At 74.1% G+C, this 17,873-nt stretch carries 15 protein-coding genes; 7 read left to right on the top strand and 8 right to left on the bottom strand.

What is annotated here, in order from left to right; translation table 11 throughout:
* Positions 1–210 precede the first annotated feature (210 nt).
* Positions 211–2,166: a translation factor GTPase family protein gene (locus ABIH81_RS26725; protein WP_349877635.1), complete on the top strand. Its 1,956-nt coding sequence runs from the start codon at positions 211–213 to the stop codon at positions 2,164–2,166.
* A gap of 124 nt (positions 2,167–2,290) precedes the next feature.
* On the top strand, positions 2,291–3,109 hold the full coding sequence (locus ABIH81_RS26720) for an endonuclease/exonuclease/phosphatase family protein (protein WP_349877634.1): 819 nt from the start codon (positions 2,291–2,293) through the stop codon (positions 3,107–3,109).
* Positions 3,110–3,147: 38 nt separating this feature from the next.
* Here ABIH81_RS26720 and ABIH81_RS26715 read toward each other — a convergent pair whose 3' ends face one another.
* The 3 genes from ABIH81_RS26715 to ABIH81_RS26705 form a co-directional block, all read right to left on the bottom strand.
* The gene (locus ABIH81_RS26715) at positions 3,148–5,901 is read right to left on the bottom strand and encodes a beta-L-arabinofuranosidase domain-containing protein (protein WP_349877632.1); all 2,754 of its coding nucleotides are present in this window, start codon (positions 5,899–5,901) and stop codon (positions 3,148–3,150) included.
* 128 nt (positions 5,902–6,029) lie between these two features.
* A complete protein-coding gene (locus ABIH81_RS26710; protein WP_349877631.1) occupies positions 6,030–7,193 on the bottom strand; it encodes a low temperature requirement protein A in 1,164 nt (387 codons plus the stop codon).
* 113 nt (positions 7,194–7,306) lie between these two features.
* Positions 7,307–7,519: a hypothetical protein gene (locus ABIH81_RS26705; protein WP_349877630.1), complete on the bottom strand. Its 213-nt coding sequence runs from the start codon at positions 7,517–7,519 to the stop codon at positions 7,307–7,309.
* Positions 7,520–7,686: 167 nt separating this feature from the next.
* Between ABIH81_RS26705 and ABIH81_RS26700 the strand changes: the two genes are divergently transcribed.
* The gene (locus ABIH81_RS26700) at positions 7,687–8,913 is read left to right on the top strand and encodes a sensor domain-containing protein (RefSeq protein WP_349877628.1); all 1,227 of its coding nucleotides are present in this window, start codon (positions 7,687–7,689) and stop codon (positions 8,911–8,913) included.
* Entirely contained in the window at positions 8,901–9,554 is a 654-nt protein-coding gene (locus ABIH81_RS26695) for a response regulator transcription factor (protein WP_349877626.1), read from the top strand. Before ABIH81_RS26700 ends, ABIH81_RS26695 begins: the two co-directional genes overlap by 13 nt.
* A 60-nt stretch (positions 9,555–9,614) precedes the next feature.
* Here the strand turns inward: ABIH81_RS26695 and ABIH81_RS26690 are convergent, their stop codons facing one another.
* The gene (locus ABIH81_RS26690) at positions 9,615–10,781 is read right to left on the bottom strand and encodes a serine hydrolase domain-containing protein (RefSeq protein ID WP_349877625.1); all 1,167 of its coding nucleotides are present in this window, start codon (positions 10,779–10,781) and stop codon (positions 9,615–9,617) included.
* A 235-nt stretch (positions 10,782–11,016) separates the two neighbouring features.
* Here ABIH81_RS26690 and ABIH81_RS26685 point away from each other — a divergent pair, with 235 nt between their 5' ends.
* The 3 genes from ABIH81_RS26685 to ABIH81_RS26675 all read left to right on the top strand — a co-directional run bounded on the left by ABIH81_RS26685 (position 11,017) and on the right by ABIH81_RS26675 (position 15,054).
* A complete protein-coding gene (locus ABIH81_RS26685; protein ID WP_349877624.1) occupies positions 11,017–11,487 on the top strand; it encodes a hemerythrin domain-containing protein in 471 nt (156 codons plus the stop codon).
* A gap of 296 nt (positions 11,488–11,783) precedes the next feature.
* Entirely contained in the window at positions 11,784–13,403 is a 1,620-nt protein-coding gene (locus ABIH81_RS26680; RefSeq protein ID WP_349877622.1) for a cellulose-binding domain-containing protein, read from the top strand.
* A gap of 142 nt (positions 13,404–13,545) precedes the next feature.
* Positions 13,546–15,054 carry a PLP-dependent aminotransferase family protein gene (locus tag ABIH81_RS26675; RefSeq protein WP_349877621.1) on the top strand — a complete coding sequence of 503 codons (1,509 nt, stop codon included), beginning with the start codon at positions 13,546–13,548 and terminating at the stop codon, positions 15,052–15,054.
* Here ABIH81_RS26675 and ABIH81_RS26670 read toward each other — a convergent pair.
* The 4 genes from ABIH81_RS26670 to ABIH81_RS26655 are packed head-to-tail and all read right to left on the bottom strand — an operon-like array spanning position 14,999 to position 17,832.
* Complete coding sequence (locus ABIH81_RS26670; RefSeq protein WP_349877620.1) at positions 14,999–16,462, bottom strand: UbiD family decarboxylase; 1,464 nt, start codon at positions 16,460–16,462, stop codon at positions 14,999–15,001. The genes ABIH81_RS26675 and ABIH81_RS26670 overlap by 56 nt on opposite strands.
* Entirely contained in the window at positions 16,459–16,794 is a 336-nt protein-coding gene (locus ABIH81_RS26665) for a chorismate mutase (RefSeq protein WP_349877618.1), read from the bottom strand. Before ABIH81_RS26665 ends, ABIH81_RS26670 begins: the two co-directional genes overlap by 4 nt.
* The gene (locus ABIH81_RS26660) at positions 16,791–17,138 is read right to left on the bottom strand and encodes a cupin domain-containing protein (RefSeq protein ID WP_349877616.1); all 348 of its coding nucleotides are present in this window, start codon (positions 17,136–17,138) and stop codon (positions 16,791–16,793) included. The genes ABIH81_RS26665 and ABIH81_RS26660 overlap by 4 nt, the downstream gene beginning before the upstream one ends.
* Positions 17,128–17,832: a flavodoxin family protein gene (locus tag ABIH81_RS26655; RefSeq protein ID WP_349877614.1), complete on the bottom strand. Its 705-nt coding sequence runs from the start codon at positions 17,830–17,832 to the stop codon at positions 17,128–17,130. The genes ABIH81_RS26660 and ABIH81_RS26655 overlap by 11 nt, the downstream gene beginning before the upstream one ends.
* Between the last annotated feature and the right edge of the window lie 41 nt (positions 17,833–17,873).

Here is a 17,873-nt window from a genome sequence, read left to right as displayed (position 1 = left end):
GACGCCCAGGGCCGCCTTCCACGCCCTGGCCGAATACGGCCGCGTCCGTGCGCTGAGCCGGACCGAATTCGGTGGTGGAGATCGCGGCGGGCGGGCAAGGTAGGACTGCACGCCGGCGGCGAGCGCCGCCACGACGACTACCACCAGGAGAGACCATGCGAGCAGCTTCCACGCTTCGGACCCTTGCCCGTCCTACCGTGGAGCTTCGCCTTGGCCTTGTTGAACCTCGGAATCGTCGCGCATGTTGACGCCGGAAAGACCAGCCTGACCGAACGCCTGCTCTACGAGGCGGGCGCCGTGTCCGAGCCGGGCAGCGTCGACGCCGGCACGACGCGGACCGACTCGATGGAGCTGGAACGCCGCCGTGGCATCACCATCCGGGCGGCCGTCACGTCGATCACCATCGGCGACCTGAGCATCAACCTGCTGGACACCCCCGGCCACCCCGACTTCATCGCGGAGGTCGAGCGGTCCCTGGCCGTCCTCGACGCCGCCGTGCTCGTGGTGTCGAGCGTGGAGGGCGTCCAGCCGCAGACCGTCGCCATCTGGCGGGCGCTGCGCCGCATCGGCGTACCGACCGTGTTCTTCTTCAACAAGGTGGACCGTAGCGGCGCCGACGTGGACCGGGTGACGGCCCAGGTGCGGCAGCGGCTCGGGGCGCGGCCGGTCCTGCTCACCACCGTCACCGGCCAGGGCCGCCGCGAGGCCCGGGTGCGGCCCGTGAACCTCGACGCCGAACCGGTGGTGGCGGAGGTGGCGGAGGTCGACGACGCGGTGGCGGCGCGCTGGCTGACCGACCGCCCGGTACGCGTCCGCGACGTCCGGCGGGCGCTCCGGCGCGCGGTACGCCACGGGGAGCTGGTTCCGGCGGTGTGCGGTTCGGCGATCACCGGCGCCGGGGTGCGCCGGTTGTGCGACGTGCTGGCCGACCTGCTGCCGTACGGCGAGACGCGGGACGGGCCGCCGGCGGGCACGGTCTTCGCCGTCGACCGGGACGGGCACGGCCGGCGCGTCTGGCTGCGGTTGTGGTCCGGGCGGCTGCGGGTCCGGGACCGGGTGCGGCTCACCGACGGTCGTCCGGAGCCGGTGACCGAGATCGCCGTGATCGAGCCCGGGGGTGTGCTGGTGCGGGGGTCGGTCTCCGCCGGGCAGATCGCGGCGGTACGCGGGGTGTCGGCCCGGATCGGCCAGCACATCGGCGACCCACCACGGCGGCACGGCTACCGGTTCCCGCCGCCGACCCGGCAGGCGGTCGTCGAGCCGGTCGACCCGGCGCAGCGCCTGGCGATGTTCGCCGGCCTGGCCGAGCTGGCCGACGAGGACCCGCTCGTGGACCTGCGCCTCGACGAGCAGCAGGCGGAGGCGGTGATCCGCCTGCACGGCGAGGTGCAGAAGGAGGTGCTGGCCGCCCTGATGGAGGACCGGTACGGCGTCCGGGTGCGGTTCTCCGGCACGCTCACCGCCTGCATCGAACGGGTCGCCGGCACCGGCGCCGCGCAGGAGCGGGTACGGGAGCGCGGCAATCCGTACCTGGCCGGGCTGGGGTTGCGCATCGAGGCCGCCCCGGCCGGGCACGGCATCGAGTTCCGTCCCGGGATCGAGCCGGGCCGGCTGCCGCCGGCGTTCGTCGCCGCCACCGAGGAGGGCGTGCGGGCCGCGCTGCGGCAGGGCCGGCACGGCTGGCCGGTCACCGACTGCACCGTCACCATGACGGCGTCCCGGTACTGGCCCCGGCAGAGCCGGCCGCACCAGAAGTTCGACAAGTCGATCTCGACGGTGGCGGCGGACTTCCGCAACCTCGCGCCGGTCGTGGTCGCCGCCGCGCTGCGGCAGGCCGGTACGCGGGTGTGCCAGCCGATCGAGCGGTTCGACGTCAACCTTCCCCGGCACGCGGTGGAGACGGTGCTGGCGCTGCTCGGCCGGCTCGGAGCGGTCGTCCACGACACCGCCGTCGCGGGCGGATACCTCGAGGTGAGCGGCACCCTGCCGTCCGCCCGGGTGCCGCGGGTCGTCGCCGCCCTGCCCGACCTCACCGGCGGCGAGGCGGTGCTGACCACCACCTTCGACCACTATGCGCCGGTCACCGGCGAGGAGCCGCCGAGGCTGCCCCGGCGCGGGCCCGACCCGGACGACCGGGAGGCGTGGTTCCGGGCCGTACCGAGGTAGGCCGCGCCGGGCGGCGACGGGCGCTTCGCGGCGATAGGATCACCGGCGCCCGCCGCCGCCCGTACCCGTTGGAGCCCCGCTGTCAGCGCAGCCGGCCACCCGCCCCGCCCGGCGTGTCCGCCGGGTGCTGGCCGCGGTGTGCCTGCTCGTCGTGGCCGGGCTGCCCGCCGGGTCGTCGAGCGCCGGGGCCACCGGCACGGGAACGCTGCGGGTGCTCCAGATGAACCTCTGCAACAGCGGCCGGGCCGGCTGCTACACCGGCCGGGCCGTCCGCCAGGCCGCCGAGGTGATCGCCGCCGAGGCGCCCGACGTGGTCACGCTCAACGAGATCTGCCGCGACGACGTGGTGACGCTGGAGCGTACGCTGCGGGCCGCCCGCGCCGGCGGCACGGTGGTGTCCGCGTTCCAGGCCGCCGGTGACCGCCCCTCCGGCGGCCCCACCCGGTGCAACAACGGCGAGCCGTACGGGATCGGGCTGCTGGCCCGTCTCGACGACCGTGACGCCCGGCCGTCGGTGCACCGGGGAACCTATCCGGCGCAGGACCTCGCCGACCCGGAGGAACGCGTCTGGCTGTGTGTCCGGGCCGCCGGACTGCACGCCTGCACCACGCACCTGGCGAACACCAGCGGCCAGGTCGCGCTGGCCCAGTGCGGGCATCTGCTCGGCGCGGTGGTGCCGGGCGTCCGGGGCGACGCCTGGAGCGCGCCGGCCGTCGTCGGCGGTGACCTCAACCTGCACGCCGGTGGCACGCCGGACGTGCGCTCGTGCGTGCCGGCGGGCTACCGGCGGACCGACGACGGCGCCCGGCAGCAGATCGTGGCGTCGAGCGGCGTGACGATCTGCTGCCGCCGCTCGCTGGACATGCGCGGGACGACCGACCATCCGGCGCTCGTGGCGACCATGATCCGCTCGTGGTCGGTGCCGCCACCGGGACGGTACTGACCGGGACCGGGGGACCGTGCGGGACGAGTCGACCGGGGTCAGAGGAACCGCCAGCGCTGGTGTGCGGCCCCGGTGTCGTCGGCGAGGACCGCCTGCGCGCCCTGGGCGCCGGAGCCGCCGCTGAGCCCGAGCACCCGGCCTCCGTTCGCGCACTGGATCCGGAACCAGCCGCCTCCGCCGTGCCGCAGCCGCCACCTGTGGTCGGCGGTGCCGTTGTCGGCCCACTGGACGATCCGGGCCCCAGCCGCTGTCGAACCGCCCTCGACACCCAGCACCTTGCCGCTGTTGCCGTTGCGCAGCCGCAGGTAGCCACCGGCGTCCACCAGCGCGGTCCAGAGGTGGTCGGCGGTGCCGGTGTCGCCCCACTGGATGACCAGCCCGCCGTCGGCGGTGGACATGTTCTGCACGCCGAGCACCAGCCCGCTGCCGAGGTTCTGGATCCGCCGCGCCCCGTTGGGCAGGAACCGCCACTGGTTGTCCAGGCTGCCGTTGTCCGGGTCCTGCACGGCGAACGCGCCCTGGGCGGTCGAGCCGCCGGAGATGCCGAGCAGCTTGCCGGTGTGCACGTTGCGCAGCTTGTGGCTGCCGTCGCCGACGTCGACGACGGTCCACAGGTGGTCGGCGGTGCCGTTGTCCGCCCACTGGAGGATCCGGGCGCCGTCGGCGGTGGACATGTTCTCCACCCCCAGCACCTTGCCGCTGTTGACGTTGCGCAGCCGCAGCGCCGATCCGTCGACCACCGGTTGCCAGTCGTGGTCGGCGGTGCCGGTGTCGCCCCACTGCAGCGCGAGCCCGCCGTCGGCGGTGGACATGTTCTGGATGCCGAGCACCAGGCCGCTGGCCGCGTTCGCCAGCCGGAAGCTCGCCTCCCCGCCGCCACCGCCCGCGCCGACCCGCCAGTAGACCGTGTAGTTGTGCCCGTGGGCGTCGTAGAACGGGCCGAGGTTCACAGTGGCGCCGTCGGCCCGGGCGGTGAACGCGAGACTGCCGGCGCCGGTACGGGTGACCGAGCCGGGGTCCAGCGTCGGCAGGCCGCTCAACGTGGCGTTGCCGTAGTTGCCGGAGAGCACCACCGGCCCGTACGTGACGGCCTGGACCGCGGCGTCGTCGTTGGCGGCGACGGTGGCCACCCGCATCGGCAGCCGGACCGTGACCGTGTCGCCGGAGGTCCAGGCGCGGGTCAGGACGGCGTAGCTGCCCGGCGTGGTGGCGATGCCCGCCGCGACGCCGTTGACGCTGACGGACGCCCCGCCGGCCCACGCCGGGATCCGGATCCGCATCGTCCAGGAGCCGCCCACCGAGCCGGTGACGGTGAGCGTCGTGGTGTCGCCGACCGGGTACGAGGTGGCCTGCGTGACGGTGATGCCGCGCTGGCTCCAGGTGAGCACCGAGGGGACGAACAGGTTGACGGTCAGCGTCGTGCCGTTGTGGAAGTAGATCGCGTCCGCCAGCGTCGTGTTGGTCTCCAGCCCGGTGCCCTGGCAGCACCAGAAGGAGTTGTAGTCGGTGCTCCAGGTGCCGCCGCCCCACGCCGGGCCGACACCGCGCCGCCCGCCCGGGTTGAGCGGGGTGAAGTACGTGACGTGACCGTGCGCGTCGGCCGGGTTCTGCTGGCCGATCATGTGGTTGAGCAGCGCACGCTCGTAGAAGTCGGCGTACGCGACCCGGTCCGGGTCGAGCTGCCACAGCTCCCGGGTCAGCTTGAGCATGTTGTACGTGTTGCACGCCTCGCAGGTGTCGTTGCGCAGGTAACCGGCGATCGCGTTCGGGGCGCGGAAGTGCTCGGCCTGGCTGTTGCCGCCGATGGCGTACGTGTGGGCGCCGACCGTGATGGCCCACGCGTTCGCGGCGATGTCCCGGTAGCGGGTGACGCCGGTGGCCTTGTACTCCCGGGCCGCGCCGATCCACTTGGGCACCTGCGTGTTGGCGTGCAGCCCGTTGAGCTGGTCGGAGGTCGCGGCGAGCGGGTTGAACGCGGCGGCGTGATCGAACCGCTGCGCGACGGTGAGCCACCGACCGTCGCCGGTCTGCTGGTAGAGGTCGGTCAGCACCGCGTTCATGCCGCCGAACTCGGTGCCGAGCATGGCCTGCATCTGGGCCGAGGTGAGCCGGCCGGTGCGCTGGTCGACCCAGCCGGCCAGCGCCAGCAGCACGTCCCGGGCCTGGGTGCTGCCGATCAGCCGCCACACGTCCAGCAGCCCGGCGAGCGTCTTGTGGATGCAGTAGTAGGGGACGTTGCCGTTGCTCAGCGTCCGGGCCTCCAGCGCGGTGAAGTCGGACTCCGGGAAGCCGGACAGGTAGCCGGCGCCGAACCCGGCCGCGCCGTTGTTGGCCTGGCAGCGGGCCAGCTCGGCGACCATGGTGAGCGCCTTGTCCCGGCAGGTGGTGTCGCCGAGCACCGCCCACGCCTGCGCCCAGGCGGTCAGGAAGTGCCCCTGCATGTGGGTGCGGAACGGGAAGTTCGGGGCGTCCCAGCCGCCGTTGGCGGCGGCGCCGCCGGTGGACAGGCGGTGGTTGGCCCGGAAGTTGTAGAGCAGCCGGTTCACGTCGACGAAGCGCAGGTAGGCGACGGTGCGGTTCTGGTTGTCCTGCCAGCGGCCGGCGGTCAGCCGCACCTGGCCGGGGTCGAACGCGTACGCGGACACGCCGATGTCGGGGCGGGCCGGTGGGAGTGCGGCGCGCGCCGTACCGCCGGGGATGACGGACCCGGCGGCGGCGCCGGCGGTGGCCGCGACGGCTGTCGCGGCGGTGGTGCGCAGGACGAATCGGCGGTTCACCAGGGGAGCGGGCATGGCGGCCTCCGTGGCGGGGGACGGTGGTGGTGGGGGACGGTTACGCGGTGATCCGGAGAGTGGCGTTAACGCTAACAACGCCCCCTAGCCTGGCGTTTACATAGCTGACTGTCAATTGATTCGCAGCGTTAACGCGGCCGGCCCGTCCGCCGGACGGCGGCTGTCTCCACGACCACGATGGCGATCAGCAGCGCGGCCATCAGCGCGGAGCCGACCAGCAGCGGCAGCCGGTGGGCCAGCAGTCCCAGCGCCACCAGCGCCACCAGCCCGGCCGGCCGGTGCCAGGACACCCGGTGATGCACTGCCGCCGCGAGCAGGATCCAGCCGATCAGGAACAGCGCCGGGCCGCTGAGCGTCACCACGAACGCGGCCGGGGCGCGGGACAACGGCTCGGCGATCATCACCTTCGCGCCGACGGCGGCGGCCACCACGCCCGCCACCATCAGCAGGTGCAGGTAGCCGGCCAGCAGGCCCAGCCGGCTCCCGGACGGCCCGAGCGCGTCGATCGCCGTGCCCAGCCGCATGCCGCCCGGCACCAGGTAGAGCGCGCCGATGCTCACCGCGTTGACGAACACCAGCGCGAACGCGACCGTCCGGTAGAGGTCGAAGCCGGTGGTGCTGTAGACGATCCCGGCGGACAGGATCAGCTCACCCAGCGCGATGATGTAGATCTGCTGGTAGCGCTCGGCCAGGTGCTCGCCGACGATCTGGAGGTCGGTCCAGGTCGCGCGGCCCAGCCCGGGCGTCGGCCAGCGCAGCCGGGCCAGCGCGAGATCCAGCACGACCGCCGCGGTCCAGAGCGCCACCTGCGCCGGACCGGCGAGCGCGCCGGTCACCCAGAGCACCCCGGAGACCGCGAACCAGATCGCCACCCGCAGGCTCCGCAGCCGCAGCGGATGCCCGCGCAGCGCCGGCAGCAGGAGGGCGGGCCGGCCGAGGTGGATCGCCACGTACGCGCCGGCGAACACGAGCGCGTGCCCGGTGTACGCGGTGGGCGCCGAGGCCGCCATCAGCAGGCCGCCGAACATCACCCAGATCAGCAGCGCGACGATCACCGGAGAGCGGGGGTCGAACCAGTCGGTCGACCACGCGGTCACGAACCACACCCACCAGATCGGCGCCAGCAGCAGGGCGGTCCGGAACGCCCCGCCGAGGCTGAGGTCGTGCTCCAGCGTCAGGGAGAGCCGGTTCAGCGCGAGAAGGAACGCCAGGTCGAAGAAGAGTTCCAGGAACGACGCCCGGTGGGAGGCCTCACGTGGCCGCAGCAGATGTCCTCGCAGCCCATTCGCCATCCGGTCCCTTCCGTACGCGCCGTCGCCGACACCAGTCGTACCAGCCGGTGCGGCGCTCGCGCGGGCGAACGCCGCAGGCGGGCCGATCGTCGTCCCGGCCCGCCCCGCGGTGGTCAGCGGTTGCGGTAGTGGTTCACGGCCAGGGTCACCCCGCACGCCAGCGCCAGCGCGCCGAAGGCCGAACCGGCCCACGGGTTGTCCAGGACGCTCGACGACACCACGTTGGCGGCCACGCTCACGATCAGCACCAGCCAGAGCAGCGGGCGCATCCGGGTGACCGGCGTCGGGGCTGCGGCGGTCTCGGCGGTACGGTCCAGGTCGTTCACGGCTGCCTCCTCGGGTGATCTTCTCTGCGACCCACGCTATGCGCGCGGTCGGCCGGGAACGATCCCGCCAGCACGACGACCGGGGTGCAGCAGGCTGTACTTTCCGCGCCCGGCCCTGACGGACGGCGGCAGCGGTGACCTATCGTGGCGCCGGGGGTGGGCCGGGGATGGAGTACGTGCGCAGGCGGTTCCGCGCCGCGGTGGACGCGCTGGAGCACCTCGTCGGCGGGCTCGGCACCGCCGTGCTGGCGCTCGGCGCGCTGTTCGGGGCCGTCGTCGTGGCGGCGGCCTGCGTCGGCGGGGTCGGACTGCTGCTCGTACCCGGGATGCTGCGGGCGGTGCGGTCGGTGGCCGACCGCGAGCGCGCCCGGCTGTCCCGGTCGGGGCCGCCGATCCCGTCGCCCGGCCCGGCGCCGGCCGCCCTGCGCCCGGCGCTGCGCGACCCGGTCGTGCGGCGGGAGCTGCGCTGGATCGCCGTCCACGGAACGCTCGGCTTCGGCGCCGGCCTGATCGCGCTCGCGCTGCCGATCTACGCCGTGCAGGACATGACGTTCCCGCTGTGGTACCGGCTGGTGCCGCCGGAGGCCGGCGCGCCCGGGATCGGCTGGTGGCGCATCGACGGGCTCGGCGACGCGCTCGCGGTCGGCGTGCTCGGCATCGGGTGGCTGGTCCTCGCGGTCGTGTCCGGCCCGGCGCTGGCACGGATCCAGGCCCGGCCGGGCCGCCGGCTGCTGCCCCCGCCGCCCGGGGTCGACCTGTCGCTGCGGGTCGCCGAACTCACCGCCACCCGGGCCGCCGCGCTCGACGCCCACGCGGTCGAGCTGCGCCGGATCGAACGCTCGCTGCACGACGGCACCCAGAACCGGCTGGTCGCGGTGAACGTGCTGCTCGGCGCCGCGCGGCGGGCGGTACGCCGTGATCCAGCCCGCGCCGACGAGATCCTGGAACGCGCGCAGAACGCGGCCGAGCAGGCGCTCGGCGAGCTGCGTACGGTGGTGCGCGGCATCCTGCCGCCGGTGCTCGGCGACCGGGGCCTGGCCGGTGCGCTCGCCGGGCTCGCCGCGGAGTGCGCGGTGCCGTGCCGCCTGCGGGTCGACGTCGACGGACGCTGCGCGGCGGCGGTCGAGGCCACCGCGTACTTCGTGGTGGCCGAGGCGCTGACGAACGTGGTCCGGCACAGCGGCGCCGGCGCCGTGGACGTCGCCGTGCGCCGGGAGCGGGACCGCCTGTTCGTCACGGTCACCGACGACGGGCGCGGGGACGCCGACGAGACGCGCGGCTCGGGGCTGACCGGCATCCGCCGGCGGGTCGAGGCGTACGACGGGCGGATGACGCTGACCAGCCCACCGGGAGGGCCGACGAGGATGCACGTGGAGCTGCCATGCGGATCGTGATCGCCGAGGACGACGCGCTGCTGCGCGAAGGGCTGGCGCTGCTGCTGCGCGCCGAGGACCTGGACGTCGTCGCCACCGCCGGCACGCCCGGGGAGTTCCTGACCGCTGTGGACGACCACCGCCCGGACGTGGCGATCGTCGACGTGCGGATGCCGCCCACCCACACCGACGAGGGCATCGTCGCCGCGGTCGAGGCCCGCCGCCGCCGGCCCGGCCTCGCGGTGCTGGTCCTGTCCGCGTACGTCGAGCAGGCGTTCGCCACCGAGCTGTTCTCGGTCGGCGCGTCAGGGCTCGGCTACCTGCTCAAGGAACGGGTGGGCCGGGTCGAGGAGTTCCTCGCCGCGCTGCACCGCGTCGCGGCCGGGGGCAGCGTGATCGACCCCGAGGTGGTCGGGCAGCTGCTCGCCCGCAACCGGCGGCCGGACACCGCGCTGGCCGAGCTGTCGCCGCGTGAGCACGAGGTGCTGGCGCTGATGGCCGAAGGGCTGGGCAACGGCGCGATCGCGGAACGGATGTTCGTCACCGAGGGTGCGGTGCACAAGCACATCCGCAACATCTTCGCGAAGCTGGGCCTGCCGCCGGACGACCGCGCCGACCGCCGGGTCACCGCCGTGCTGCGCTATCTCGACGGCCGGCGGTAGACCCACGCGCGCACGCGCGCCGCCTCGCGGGGAGGCGGCGCGCGTGCGGTGCGACCCGGATCAGCGGCGGGTGTCGCACAGGGCCGCGTCGACGGTGCTGGTGACCGCCTCCAGCATCTCCATGCTGGTCGGCAGCCCGGTCACCGCGACCACAGCGCTGCGCCCGTCCGTGGTGGACAGGTTGCGCGTCTGGAAGCCCTGGATGTCGCCGCCGTGCCCCCAGGCGTGGTCGCCGCAGGGCAGCGTGTGCCGGGCGATGCCCAGGCCGTACTCCCAGACGCCGGTGGGCTCGAACCCGGGCGCCGGCACGGTACGCGTCAGGGCCGCCTGCTGGGCGGGCTCGAGCAGCTTGCCCGCCAGCAGCGCCTCGAAGAACGTGCGCAGGTCCGACGGCGTCGAGACGAGCTGGCCGGCGGCCCAGCCCAGCGACGGGTCCATCCGGGTCACGTCGATCCAGGGCGCGCCGGGCTCCACCGACACGTACCCGCGCGGCAGCCGGCCGGGCAGGTCCTGCTCGCCGGTCTGCGGCCAGTACGTGTCGCGCAGCCGCAGCGGCTCGATGATCCGCCGGGTGATCTCCTCGCCGACCGGGCGCTGGGTGACCCGCTCGACGATCAGCCCGGCCACGACGAAGTTGGTGTTGCTGTACTCCCACTCCTCGCCGGGCGGGAAGCGCCGGGACTGGGTGAGCGCCTCGTCCAGCAGCCGGCGCGGGTCGAAGTAGTCGCTGCGGCGGTCCACCAGGTCCTGCGCCTTGCGGAACACGACCTCGTCGTAGTCGGGCAGGCCGCTGGTCTGCTGGAGCAGCTGGCGTACGGTGATCCGCCGTCCGTCGTTGCCGTTGCCGCGCACGATTCCGGGCAGGTAGCGCTCCACGGGGGCGTCGAGGTCGATCCGGCCCTCGCCGACGAGCTGGAGGACGACCACCGCGGTGAACGTCTTGGTGTTGCTGCCGATGCGCACCCGGGCGTCACGGGGGATCCCGGCGCCGGTGCGGAGGTCACCGGCCCCCGCGGTGTAGTCGCGCACCCGGCCGTCGCGGCGTACGGAGGCCAGCGCCCCGGGGAAGCCGTGCTCGGCGACCAGCCCGTCCAGTCGCTGCTGGACGGTGTCGGCGGCGGGACGCCCGGTGCCGGTGGTCGTGGCGGACGCGGCGGGCACACCCAGCGCGGCGACGGTGAGCAGGGCCGTGGCGCCGACGGCCACCGGGAAGGTACGGCGGATCATGGGAACTCCTCGACGGAGGTGAACGGGTACGGCCTCAAGCCTCGGAGAATCGGGCGGCACGCTCCATCCCGCCTGCTGCCGAGCCGGGGGTAGCGCTGGCACTACTTGATGGCGCCGGTGCCGCCGGTTAGGCTCCGCACAGCGTCGCGTGCCGGTGGCAGACCGTGTCAGGCATGGAGGCGCCGGATCGAAGGGAGCACGACGATGACACTCGTCGTCCCTTCGCCCTCGCCTCATGGCTGAGGGCGGACAGACCAGGCTGGTGGCCTGGAGCCGGGAGATGCGCGCCGTCCACGGGCGGCTGCGCGAGGCGCTGGAGGTGACCCGGCGGGCGCTTGCCGACGGTGAGCCGGCCCGCCCGGCGACGCGTGACCTGCTGTTGTTCTGCCACGGGTTCTGCGCGGCGCTGACCGCGCATCACGAGGGTGAGGACCGCGGTCTCTTCCCGGCGATCGCGGCGCGGCATCCGGAGCTGCGCGACACGCTGGACCGGCTGCGGCAGGACCACTCGATGATCGGGTACCTGCTGACCGGGCTGAGCGCGGCGGTGGCCCGCGACGCCCCGCCCGCGGAGCTGGCCCGGCATCTGGAGGGCGTGGCGGCGATCATGGAGTCGCACTTCCGGTACGAGGAACGGCAGCTTCTGACGGTGCTGGAGACGCTGACGCTGGACGACGACCCGGCCGACGTGTTCGGGCCGCTGTGACAGCGGTCGCGACCCGACGTTCGGGCCGCCCTCGGGGCGTGCCGCCTGCCGGACCAGCCGCTCGTTCTGCCGGGCGATCTCCTGGTCCAGGTTGGCCGGCGCGTCGACCTCGGGCATCGCGTGCCGGGGTTTGACCGTATCGACGCCCATCGTTAGGCTGCGCTGAAAGCGCTTACTGTGCGGGAGACGTGAGCGTTCGGCATGGCACTGGCGTCCGGGTATCAAGGCCCACCCCCGACACCGACCGGGCATCGGTTCCGGCGTGGGCACGGCACCACCACCCGCAGGAGACCAGCATGATCAACCGACACCGCCGTACGGTGTTGTGGACGTCCGCCGCGGCGACGGCCGCGCTCGCCGCGTCCGGCCTGGCCGTCGGCGCGACCGCCGCCCAGGCGGCCGCCGGCTGCCGCGTCGACTACGCCGTCACCGCCCAGTGGGGCGGCGGCTTCACCGCCAACGTCGACCTGACGAACCTCGGCGACCCGCTCAACGGCTGGGTCGTCACCTGGACCTTCGGCGCCGGGCAGAGCGTCACCCAGGCCTGGGGCGCCGAGATCACCGCCAGCGGTGCCTCGGTGCGGGCCGCCAACGTCAGCTACAACGGCAGCCTGGGCACCAACGCGAGCACGTCGTTCGGCTTCAACGGCACCTGGAACAACAGCAGCAACCCGGTCCCGTCCGCGTTCGCGATCAACGGCGTCACCTGCACCGGCGGCGTCACTCCCACCACCGGCACGCCGCCGACCAGCGCCCCGCCGCCGAGTACGCCGCCGCCCAGCAGCCCGCCCCCGAGCACCCCACCGCCGAGCACGCCGCCGCCGGCCGGCGGCGCGATCTACGCCGCGCCGAACGGCACCGCCGGGGCGGCCGGCACCCAGGCCAGCCCCACCACGATCGCCGCGGCGATCACCCGCGTCGGCGCGGGCGGCACGATCTACCTGCGCGGCGGCACGTACAACCTGTCCCAGACGGTCACCGTCGCCGCCGGCAACAACGGCACGTCGAGCGCCCGCAAGAACCTGTACGCCTACCCGGGCGAGACGCCGATCCTGAACTTCTCGGCGATGAGCGAGGATCCGGCCAACCGGGGACTGGCGCTGAACGCCTCGTACTGGCACGTGCGCGGGCTCGTGGTGGAACGCGCCGGTGACAACGGTATCTTCGTCGGCGGAAGCAACAACATCATCGAGCGCACGGTGACCCGCTTCAACCGCGACACCGGGCTGCAACTGTCCCGGATCGCCTCCAGCACGGCCCGCGACCAGTGGCCGGCGAACAACCTCATGGTCAGCGTGGAGTCGCACGACAACGCCGACTCCGACGGCGAGGACGCCGACGGCTTCGCGGCCAAGCTCACCGTCGGCGGCGGCAACGTCTTCCGGTACGCGGTGTCGCACCACAACATCGACGACGGCTGGGATCTCTACACCAAGACCGACACCGGCGCGATCGGCACGGTGACCATCGAGGACTCGCTCGCCTACAGCAACGGCACGCTGAGCAACGGCACGCAGAACGGCAACGGCGACCGCAACGGCTTCAAGCTCGGCGGCGAGGACATCGCGGTCAACCACACCGTCCGGCGCACCATCGCGTACCGCAACGGCAAGCACGGGTTCACGTACAACCGAAACCCGGGCACCATGACGATCTCGAACAACCTGAGCATCGACAACACCGAACGCAACTTCTCGTTCGACGCCGGCACCTCGGTCTTCCGGAGCAACACCTCCTGCCGCTTCGCCGGCAGCGGCTCCAACGACAAGACGGTCGGCAACGTGGACGGCTCGAACCAGTTCTGGTCCGGCGCCAACGGCTCCCGCTGCGCCACGTACTCCGGCGCCCTGGCCTGGTCCTTCACCACCGACGGCCGCCTCACGGTGACCCTGGGAGGCCGCGCAGTCTCCCTCTAGCCCCGCACTCACCCGGTCGATCATGAAGTTGGCGGCCGAATCGGAGATCCAGAACGCCGTCAACTTCATGATCGACGGGGTGTGGGGGTGGGGTGGGACTAGGATCGCCGGGAGGGGGCGGCTAGGTGGGGGAGCGTCGCGGGTGGGGTCGTCGCAGCTGCTCGTGGTGCTCGACCGGGACAGCCCGGTGCCGTTGCAGCAGCAGCTCTGCGACCAGATCAGCGGCTCCGTCCGCGCCGGCCGGCTGCGCCCCGGCGACCCGGTGCCGCCCAGCCGCGAACTGGCCCACCAGCTCGGCGTCTCCCGCACCGTGGTCACCCGCGCGTACGAGCTGCTGCGCGCCAACGGCGTCCTCACCTCCCGGCGCGGCTCCGGCACCCGGGTCAGCGACGCCCTGCCCGACCTGCCGCACCGCGACCCGCCGGCCCGCACCCCGCTGCGCCCGGAACCGCCGCTGCCGACCGACGCCGGCAGCCCGCTGTGGCGGCCGTGGGAACCGGCGCCCATGCACCGGCCGGACGGGGCGTACGACTTCCGGCACGGCACCCCGGCGCTGGCGAGTTTCCCGGTGGCGCGCTGGCGCCAGTCGCTCGCCACGGCGGTGAGCCGCGCCAACGCGGTGGCGCTGGGCTACGGCCCGGCCGAGGGCTCCCCGGCGCTGCGCGCCCAGATCGCCGCGCTGCTGCGGCGCAGCCGGGCGCTCGACGTCGCCCGCGAGCACACCATCGTCACCAGCGGCGCCACCCAGGCCATGGACATCCTGGTCCGGCTGCTCGTCGGCCCGGACGACGTGGTGGTGATCGAGGACCCCAGCCACACCGTGCTGCGGCAGATCTTCGGCTACTCCCGGGCCGCCGTGGTGCCGGTGCCGGTCGACGAGGAGGGGCTGCGGGTCGGCGAGATCGAGGACCGGGTACGCGGCCACGGCCTGGACCCGGCCCGGGTCCGGCTGGTCTACGTCACGCCGTCGCATCAGTTCCCGACCGGGTTCGTCATGTCCGAGCGGCGGCGGCGGGCGCTGCTGCGCTGGGCGCGCGAGCACGCCGTCACCGTGCTGGAGGACGACTACCACAACGAGTTCACCTTCGCCGCCGAGCGGCTGCCGTCGCTGGCGGCCGACCCGCAGGGCGCGGACGTGGCGTACGTCGGCAGCTTCAGCAAGACGCTGTTCCCGTCGCTGCGCATCGGCTACGCGGTGCTGCCCCCGCACCTGGTCCGGCCGTTCCTCGGCATCAAGTGGATCACCGACCGGCTGACCCCGACGCTGACCCAGGAGGCGCTCGCCGAGTTCATCGACTCCGGCGCGTACGCCCGGCACATCGCCCGGATGGACCGCCTCTACCGGCAGCGGCGGGCCCGGCTGCTGGAGGCGCTCTACGAGCACTTCGGGGCCGGGGTACGCGTCTCCGGCGCCGCCGCCGGGCTGCACGTGCTGGTCACGCTCGGCGGCGCGCCCGGCGCCGGCGAGGCGGCGATCGTGCGCGCCGCCGCCGCGCGCGGCGTCCGGGTCTATCCCGCCTCCGGCTACTACGTCACCCACCCGCCGCCGGAGCCGACGTTCCTGATCGGGTACGCGGCGCTGCCCACCGCCCGGATCAGCGAGGGAGTGGCGCTGCTGGCCGGCGCGGCACGGGAAGCGACGGCTCGGTGAACCGGGGCCGGCGGAACCGGTCCCGCTGGGCGTACGGCACCGTGCAGTCGAACACCGCCTTCGCGGTGCGCCCGTCGGCGGACAGCGACCGGGAGTAGCCGGTGTGCTGGCTCGGGTCCAGCGGGAAGCCCTCCCGGTCGGCCAGGACCCGCAGATCCTGGTCCGCCTGGAACCGGGTCACCATGGCCCACCACAGGTCCTGGTCGGACTCCACGTCGACGTCCTCGTCCACGCAGAGCACCAGCTTGGCCATCCGGAAGCCGTCCAGCACCGCCTCCGCCGCGTCCCGTACCGCGTCGTCGTCGGCCGGGCCGCGCTTGGCCGGCCACTGGAGCACCACCATGAGCTGGCCGCCGCCGGCGGTGTGGCAGTGCGCGGCCGGCGCCGGCGTGCCCCGGCGGCGCAGCAGGTCCAGCACCGCGGCCTCCATCCCGAAGCCGAGCAGCACCGACTGCTCGTGCCCGGGGCCGGAGACGGCCTGGAGGATCGGGCTCTCCCGCGCGGTGATCGCGGTGACCCGGATCAGCGGCAGCGACGGATGCGCGCGGCCCTGGTATCCGAGGAACTCCGGGGTGGCGACCGTGCCGTGCCGGCTCTCCGGCGCGTGCTCGGCCAGCAGCTCGCCCTCGATGACGTACTCGGCGTGCGCGACGAACTCGGCGTCCACCGTGGCGCAGGGCAGCAGCTCGACCGGACGGCCGGCGAGCGCGCCGGCCACCGCCAGCTCGTCCAGGTCCGGCGGCACCAGCGAGGTGGGGCAGCACGAGGACAGCAGCACCGCCGGGCCGAGCCCGAGGTGGATCGCCACCGGCAGCGCCGCGCCCCGGCGCAACGCGGCCTGGTGCGCCAGTTCCAGGTCGCGGCCGGGGACCATCCAGATGGTCAGCGTGTCCGGGCCCTGGACGCACATCCGGTGCACGGACAGGTTGCGGACCCCGGTGTCCGGGTCGGTGGCGAGCACCGCCCCGAGCGTCAGGTACGGGCCGGCGTCCTCGTCGGTGAGCACCGGCACCGGCAGCGCGGTGAGGTCCAGCGGCAGCCGGTGCCGGGGCCAGCGCGCCGGATCGGTGGCGGGCACCGGCGGCCGGGGCGCGGCCACCGCGTCGAGCAGCCGGTGCGGCAGCTCGGCCGGGGTGACCCCGAGCAGTCCCGCGGCGCGGCGCCGGGTGCCGTAGAGGCCCATCAGCACGGCCCGGGTGGGGCCGCGCTCGGGGCGTACCCGGTCGAACAGCACCGCCGGGCCCGGCCCGGTGGGTGGCGCGGCGGGCGCGCCGGCCCAGCGGGCGTAGTGCGCCGAGACGCCGTAGCGGGCGGGCAGCTCCTCGGCGACGCGGACCAGCTCGCCGGGCAGCGGGTCGAGCGTGGCGAGCGCGTGCCGCAGGTCGACCGGCGCCCGGCCGCCGGTCATCGCCGCTCCGGCGCCGCCGCGGCGGCACGGCGGTCCGCCAGCATCTCCAGCTGCATCCGGGTCAGCTCCTCGATCAGCGTGCGGTACGTGGCCACCGCGACCTCCGGCGGCATGCCGTGCCGGCCGGCCAGCTCGGCGACCCGGTCGAGCACCTGCCGGACCCGGTCCGGTGACCGCACGGCCGCCTCGTCGGACTTGTGCGTGGTCAGCTCCCGGACCACCCGGGTACGGACCGCCAGCAACTCGACGATCCGCTGGTCGAGCCGGTCCACGGCGGCCCGCAGCTCGGTGATGCGGGCCGCGCCGTCCGTCCCGGCCTGGGCGTCGCTCACGGCCGGCCGACCCGGTCGACCACGAACACGACAGTGGGCTCGTCCGCGCTGCCCTGCGAGCGGTGCTCCTCGTCGTCCGGGATGACGAAGCCCATGCCGGGGCGGCACGGCACCGAGCGGTCCCGGAAGTGGATGGTGAACTCGCCCCGCAGCACGTAGCCGGTGTGCCCGCGCAGGCACCAGTGGTGCTCGTCGAAACCGGCGGGGAGCTCCAGCAGGCGCAGCCGCTGCCCCCCGACGTACGCGATCTTGACCCGGCCCTCGGCGCCGGGCTTGTCCCACCTCTCCCACTCGGTGGCGGGGAAGTCGATGCCGACCGGGACGGTCGCCTGCTCAGTGGACATTCTCGGTGTCTCCTCTGGTCGGTAGGGATTCGGCGCGGCGGGGCCGCGGCACGCGTTCGTTGCGGTCCCGCCGGGGCAGCACCGGGCCGCCGGTGACCCGCTGGTGGCGCTTGAGCAGCTGCACCATGTCGACCATCCGGTGCACCATGCGCTCCAGCGCGTCGACGCCCTCGGGGTCGGTCAGGCCGGGCGTGCCGGTGGTGTTGCGCAGCAGGACCGGGAAGCCGCTGCCCACCAGGATCATGCGGTTGAGCAGCAGGTTGTTGACGATCTGGTTGTGCACCGACGAGTCGCTGTAGCGGCGGCCGGTGACGATGATGCCGCCGACCTTGTCGGCCAGCGGGCGGGTGAAGCGCAGGTAGCCGACCCCGGCCCGCTCGATGAAGATCTGCATCAGGTGGGCCAGGCCGAACCCGTGCACCGGCGCGGCGTAGATCAGCCCGTCGGCGCTGATCATCTGCTCCACCAGGGCGGGGACGTCGTCGTCCACAGTGCACGGCAGCGTACGGCTGTTGCAGTCGCCGCACGGGCTGCACGGCGAGATCCGGTGCTCGCGCAGCCGGATGGTGCGCAGGACGGCCCCGCGCTCGGCGATCAGGCGTCCGGCGTGCGCGACCGCGAGGTCGGTGTTGCCACCCGCCCGCTCGGAACCGTTGATGGCCAGGATGGTGGCTGCTTCGCTGGGCAATCGCACCCCCGAGGGCTCGTCGGCCGGGACGCGGCGCCGCACCGCGC

Origin of the sequence: Micromonospora sp. HUAS YX12 (assembly GCF_040215685.1) — a bacterium.
Taxonomy (GTDB): Bacteria; Actinomycetota; Actinomycetes; order Mycobacteriales; family Micromonosporaceae; genus Micromonospora; species Micromonospora tulbaghiae.
Note: the sequence above shows the minus strand (reverse complement) of the source record. Positions and strands in the feature narration are given on the sequence as shown.

Excerpts from the sequence above, each read along its gene's own strand:
- ABIH81_RS26700 (WP_349877628.1), top strand. The coding sequence starts at position 7,687 with ATGGAGTACGTGCGCAGGCGGTTCCGCGCCGCGGTGGACGCGCTGGAG.
- ABIH81_RS26680 (WP_349877622.1), top strand. The coding sequence starts at position 11,784 with ATGATCAACCGACACCGCCGTACGGTGTTGTGGACGTCCGCCGCGGCG.
- ABIH81_RS26710 (WP_349877631.1), bottom strand. The coding sequence starts at position 7,193 with ATGGCGAATGGGCTGCGAGGACATCTGCTGCGGCCACGTGAGGCCTCC.
- ABIH81_RS26685 (WP_349877624.1), top strand. The coding sequence starts at position 11,017 with ATGGCTGAGGGCGGACAGACCAGGCTGGTGGCCTGGAGCCGGGAGATG.
- ABIH81_RS26690 (WP_349877625.1), bottom strand. The coding sequence starts at position 10,781 with ATGATCCGCCGTACCTTCCCGGTGGCCGTCGGCGCCACGGCCCTGCTC.
- ABIH81_RS26695 (WP_349877626.1), top strand. The coding sequence starts at position 8,901 with ATGCGGATCGTGATCGCCGAGGACGACGCGCTGCTGCGCGAAGGGCTG.
- ABIH81_RS26670 (WP_349877620.1), bottom strand. The coding sequence starts at position 16,462 with ATGACCGGCGGCCGGGCGCCGGTCGACCTGCGGCACGCGCTCGCCACG.
- ABIH81_RS26660 (WP_349877616.1), bottom strand. The coding sequence starts at position 17,138 with ATGTCCACTGAGCAGGCGACCGTCCCGGTCGGCATCGACTTCCCCGCC.
- ABIH81_RS26715 (WP_349877632.1), bottom strand. The coding sequence starts at position 5,901 with ATGCCCGCTCCCCTGGTGAACCGCCGATTCGTCCTGCGCACCACCGCC.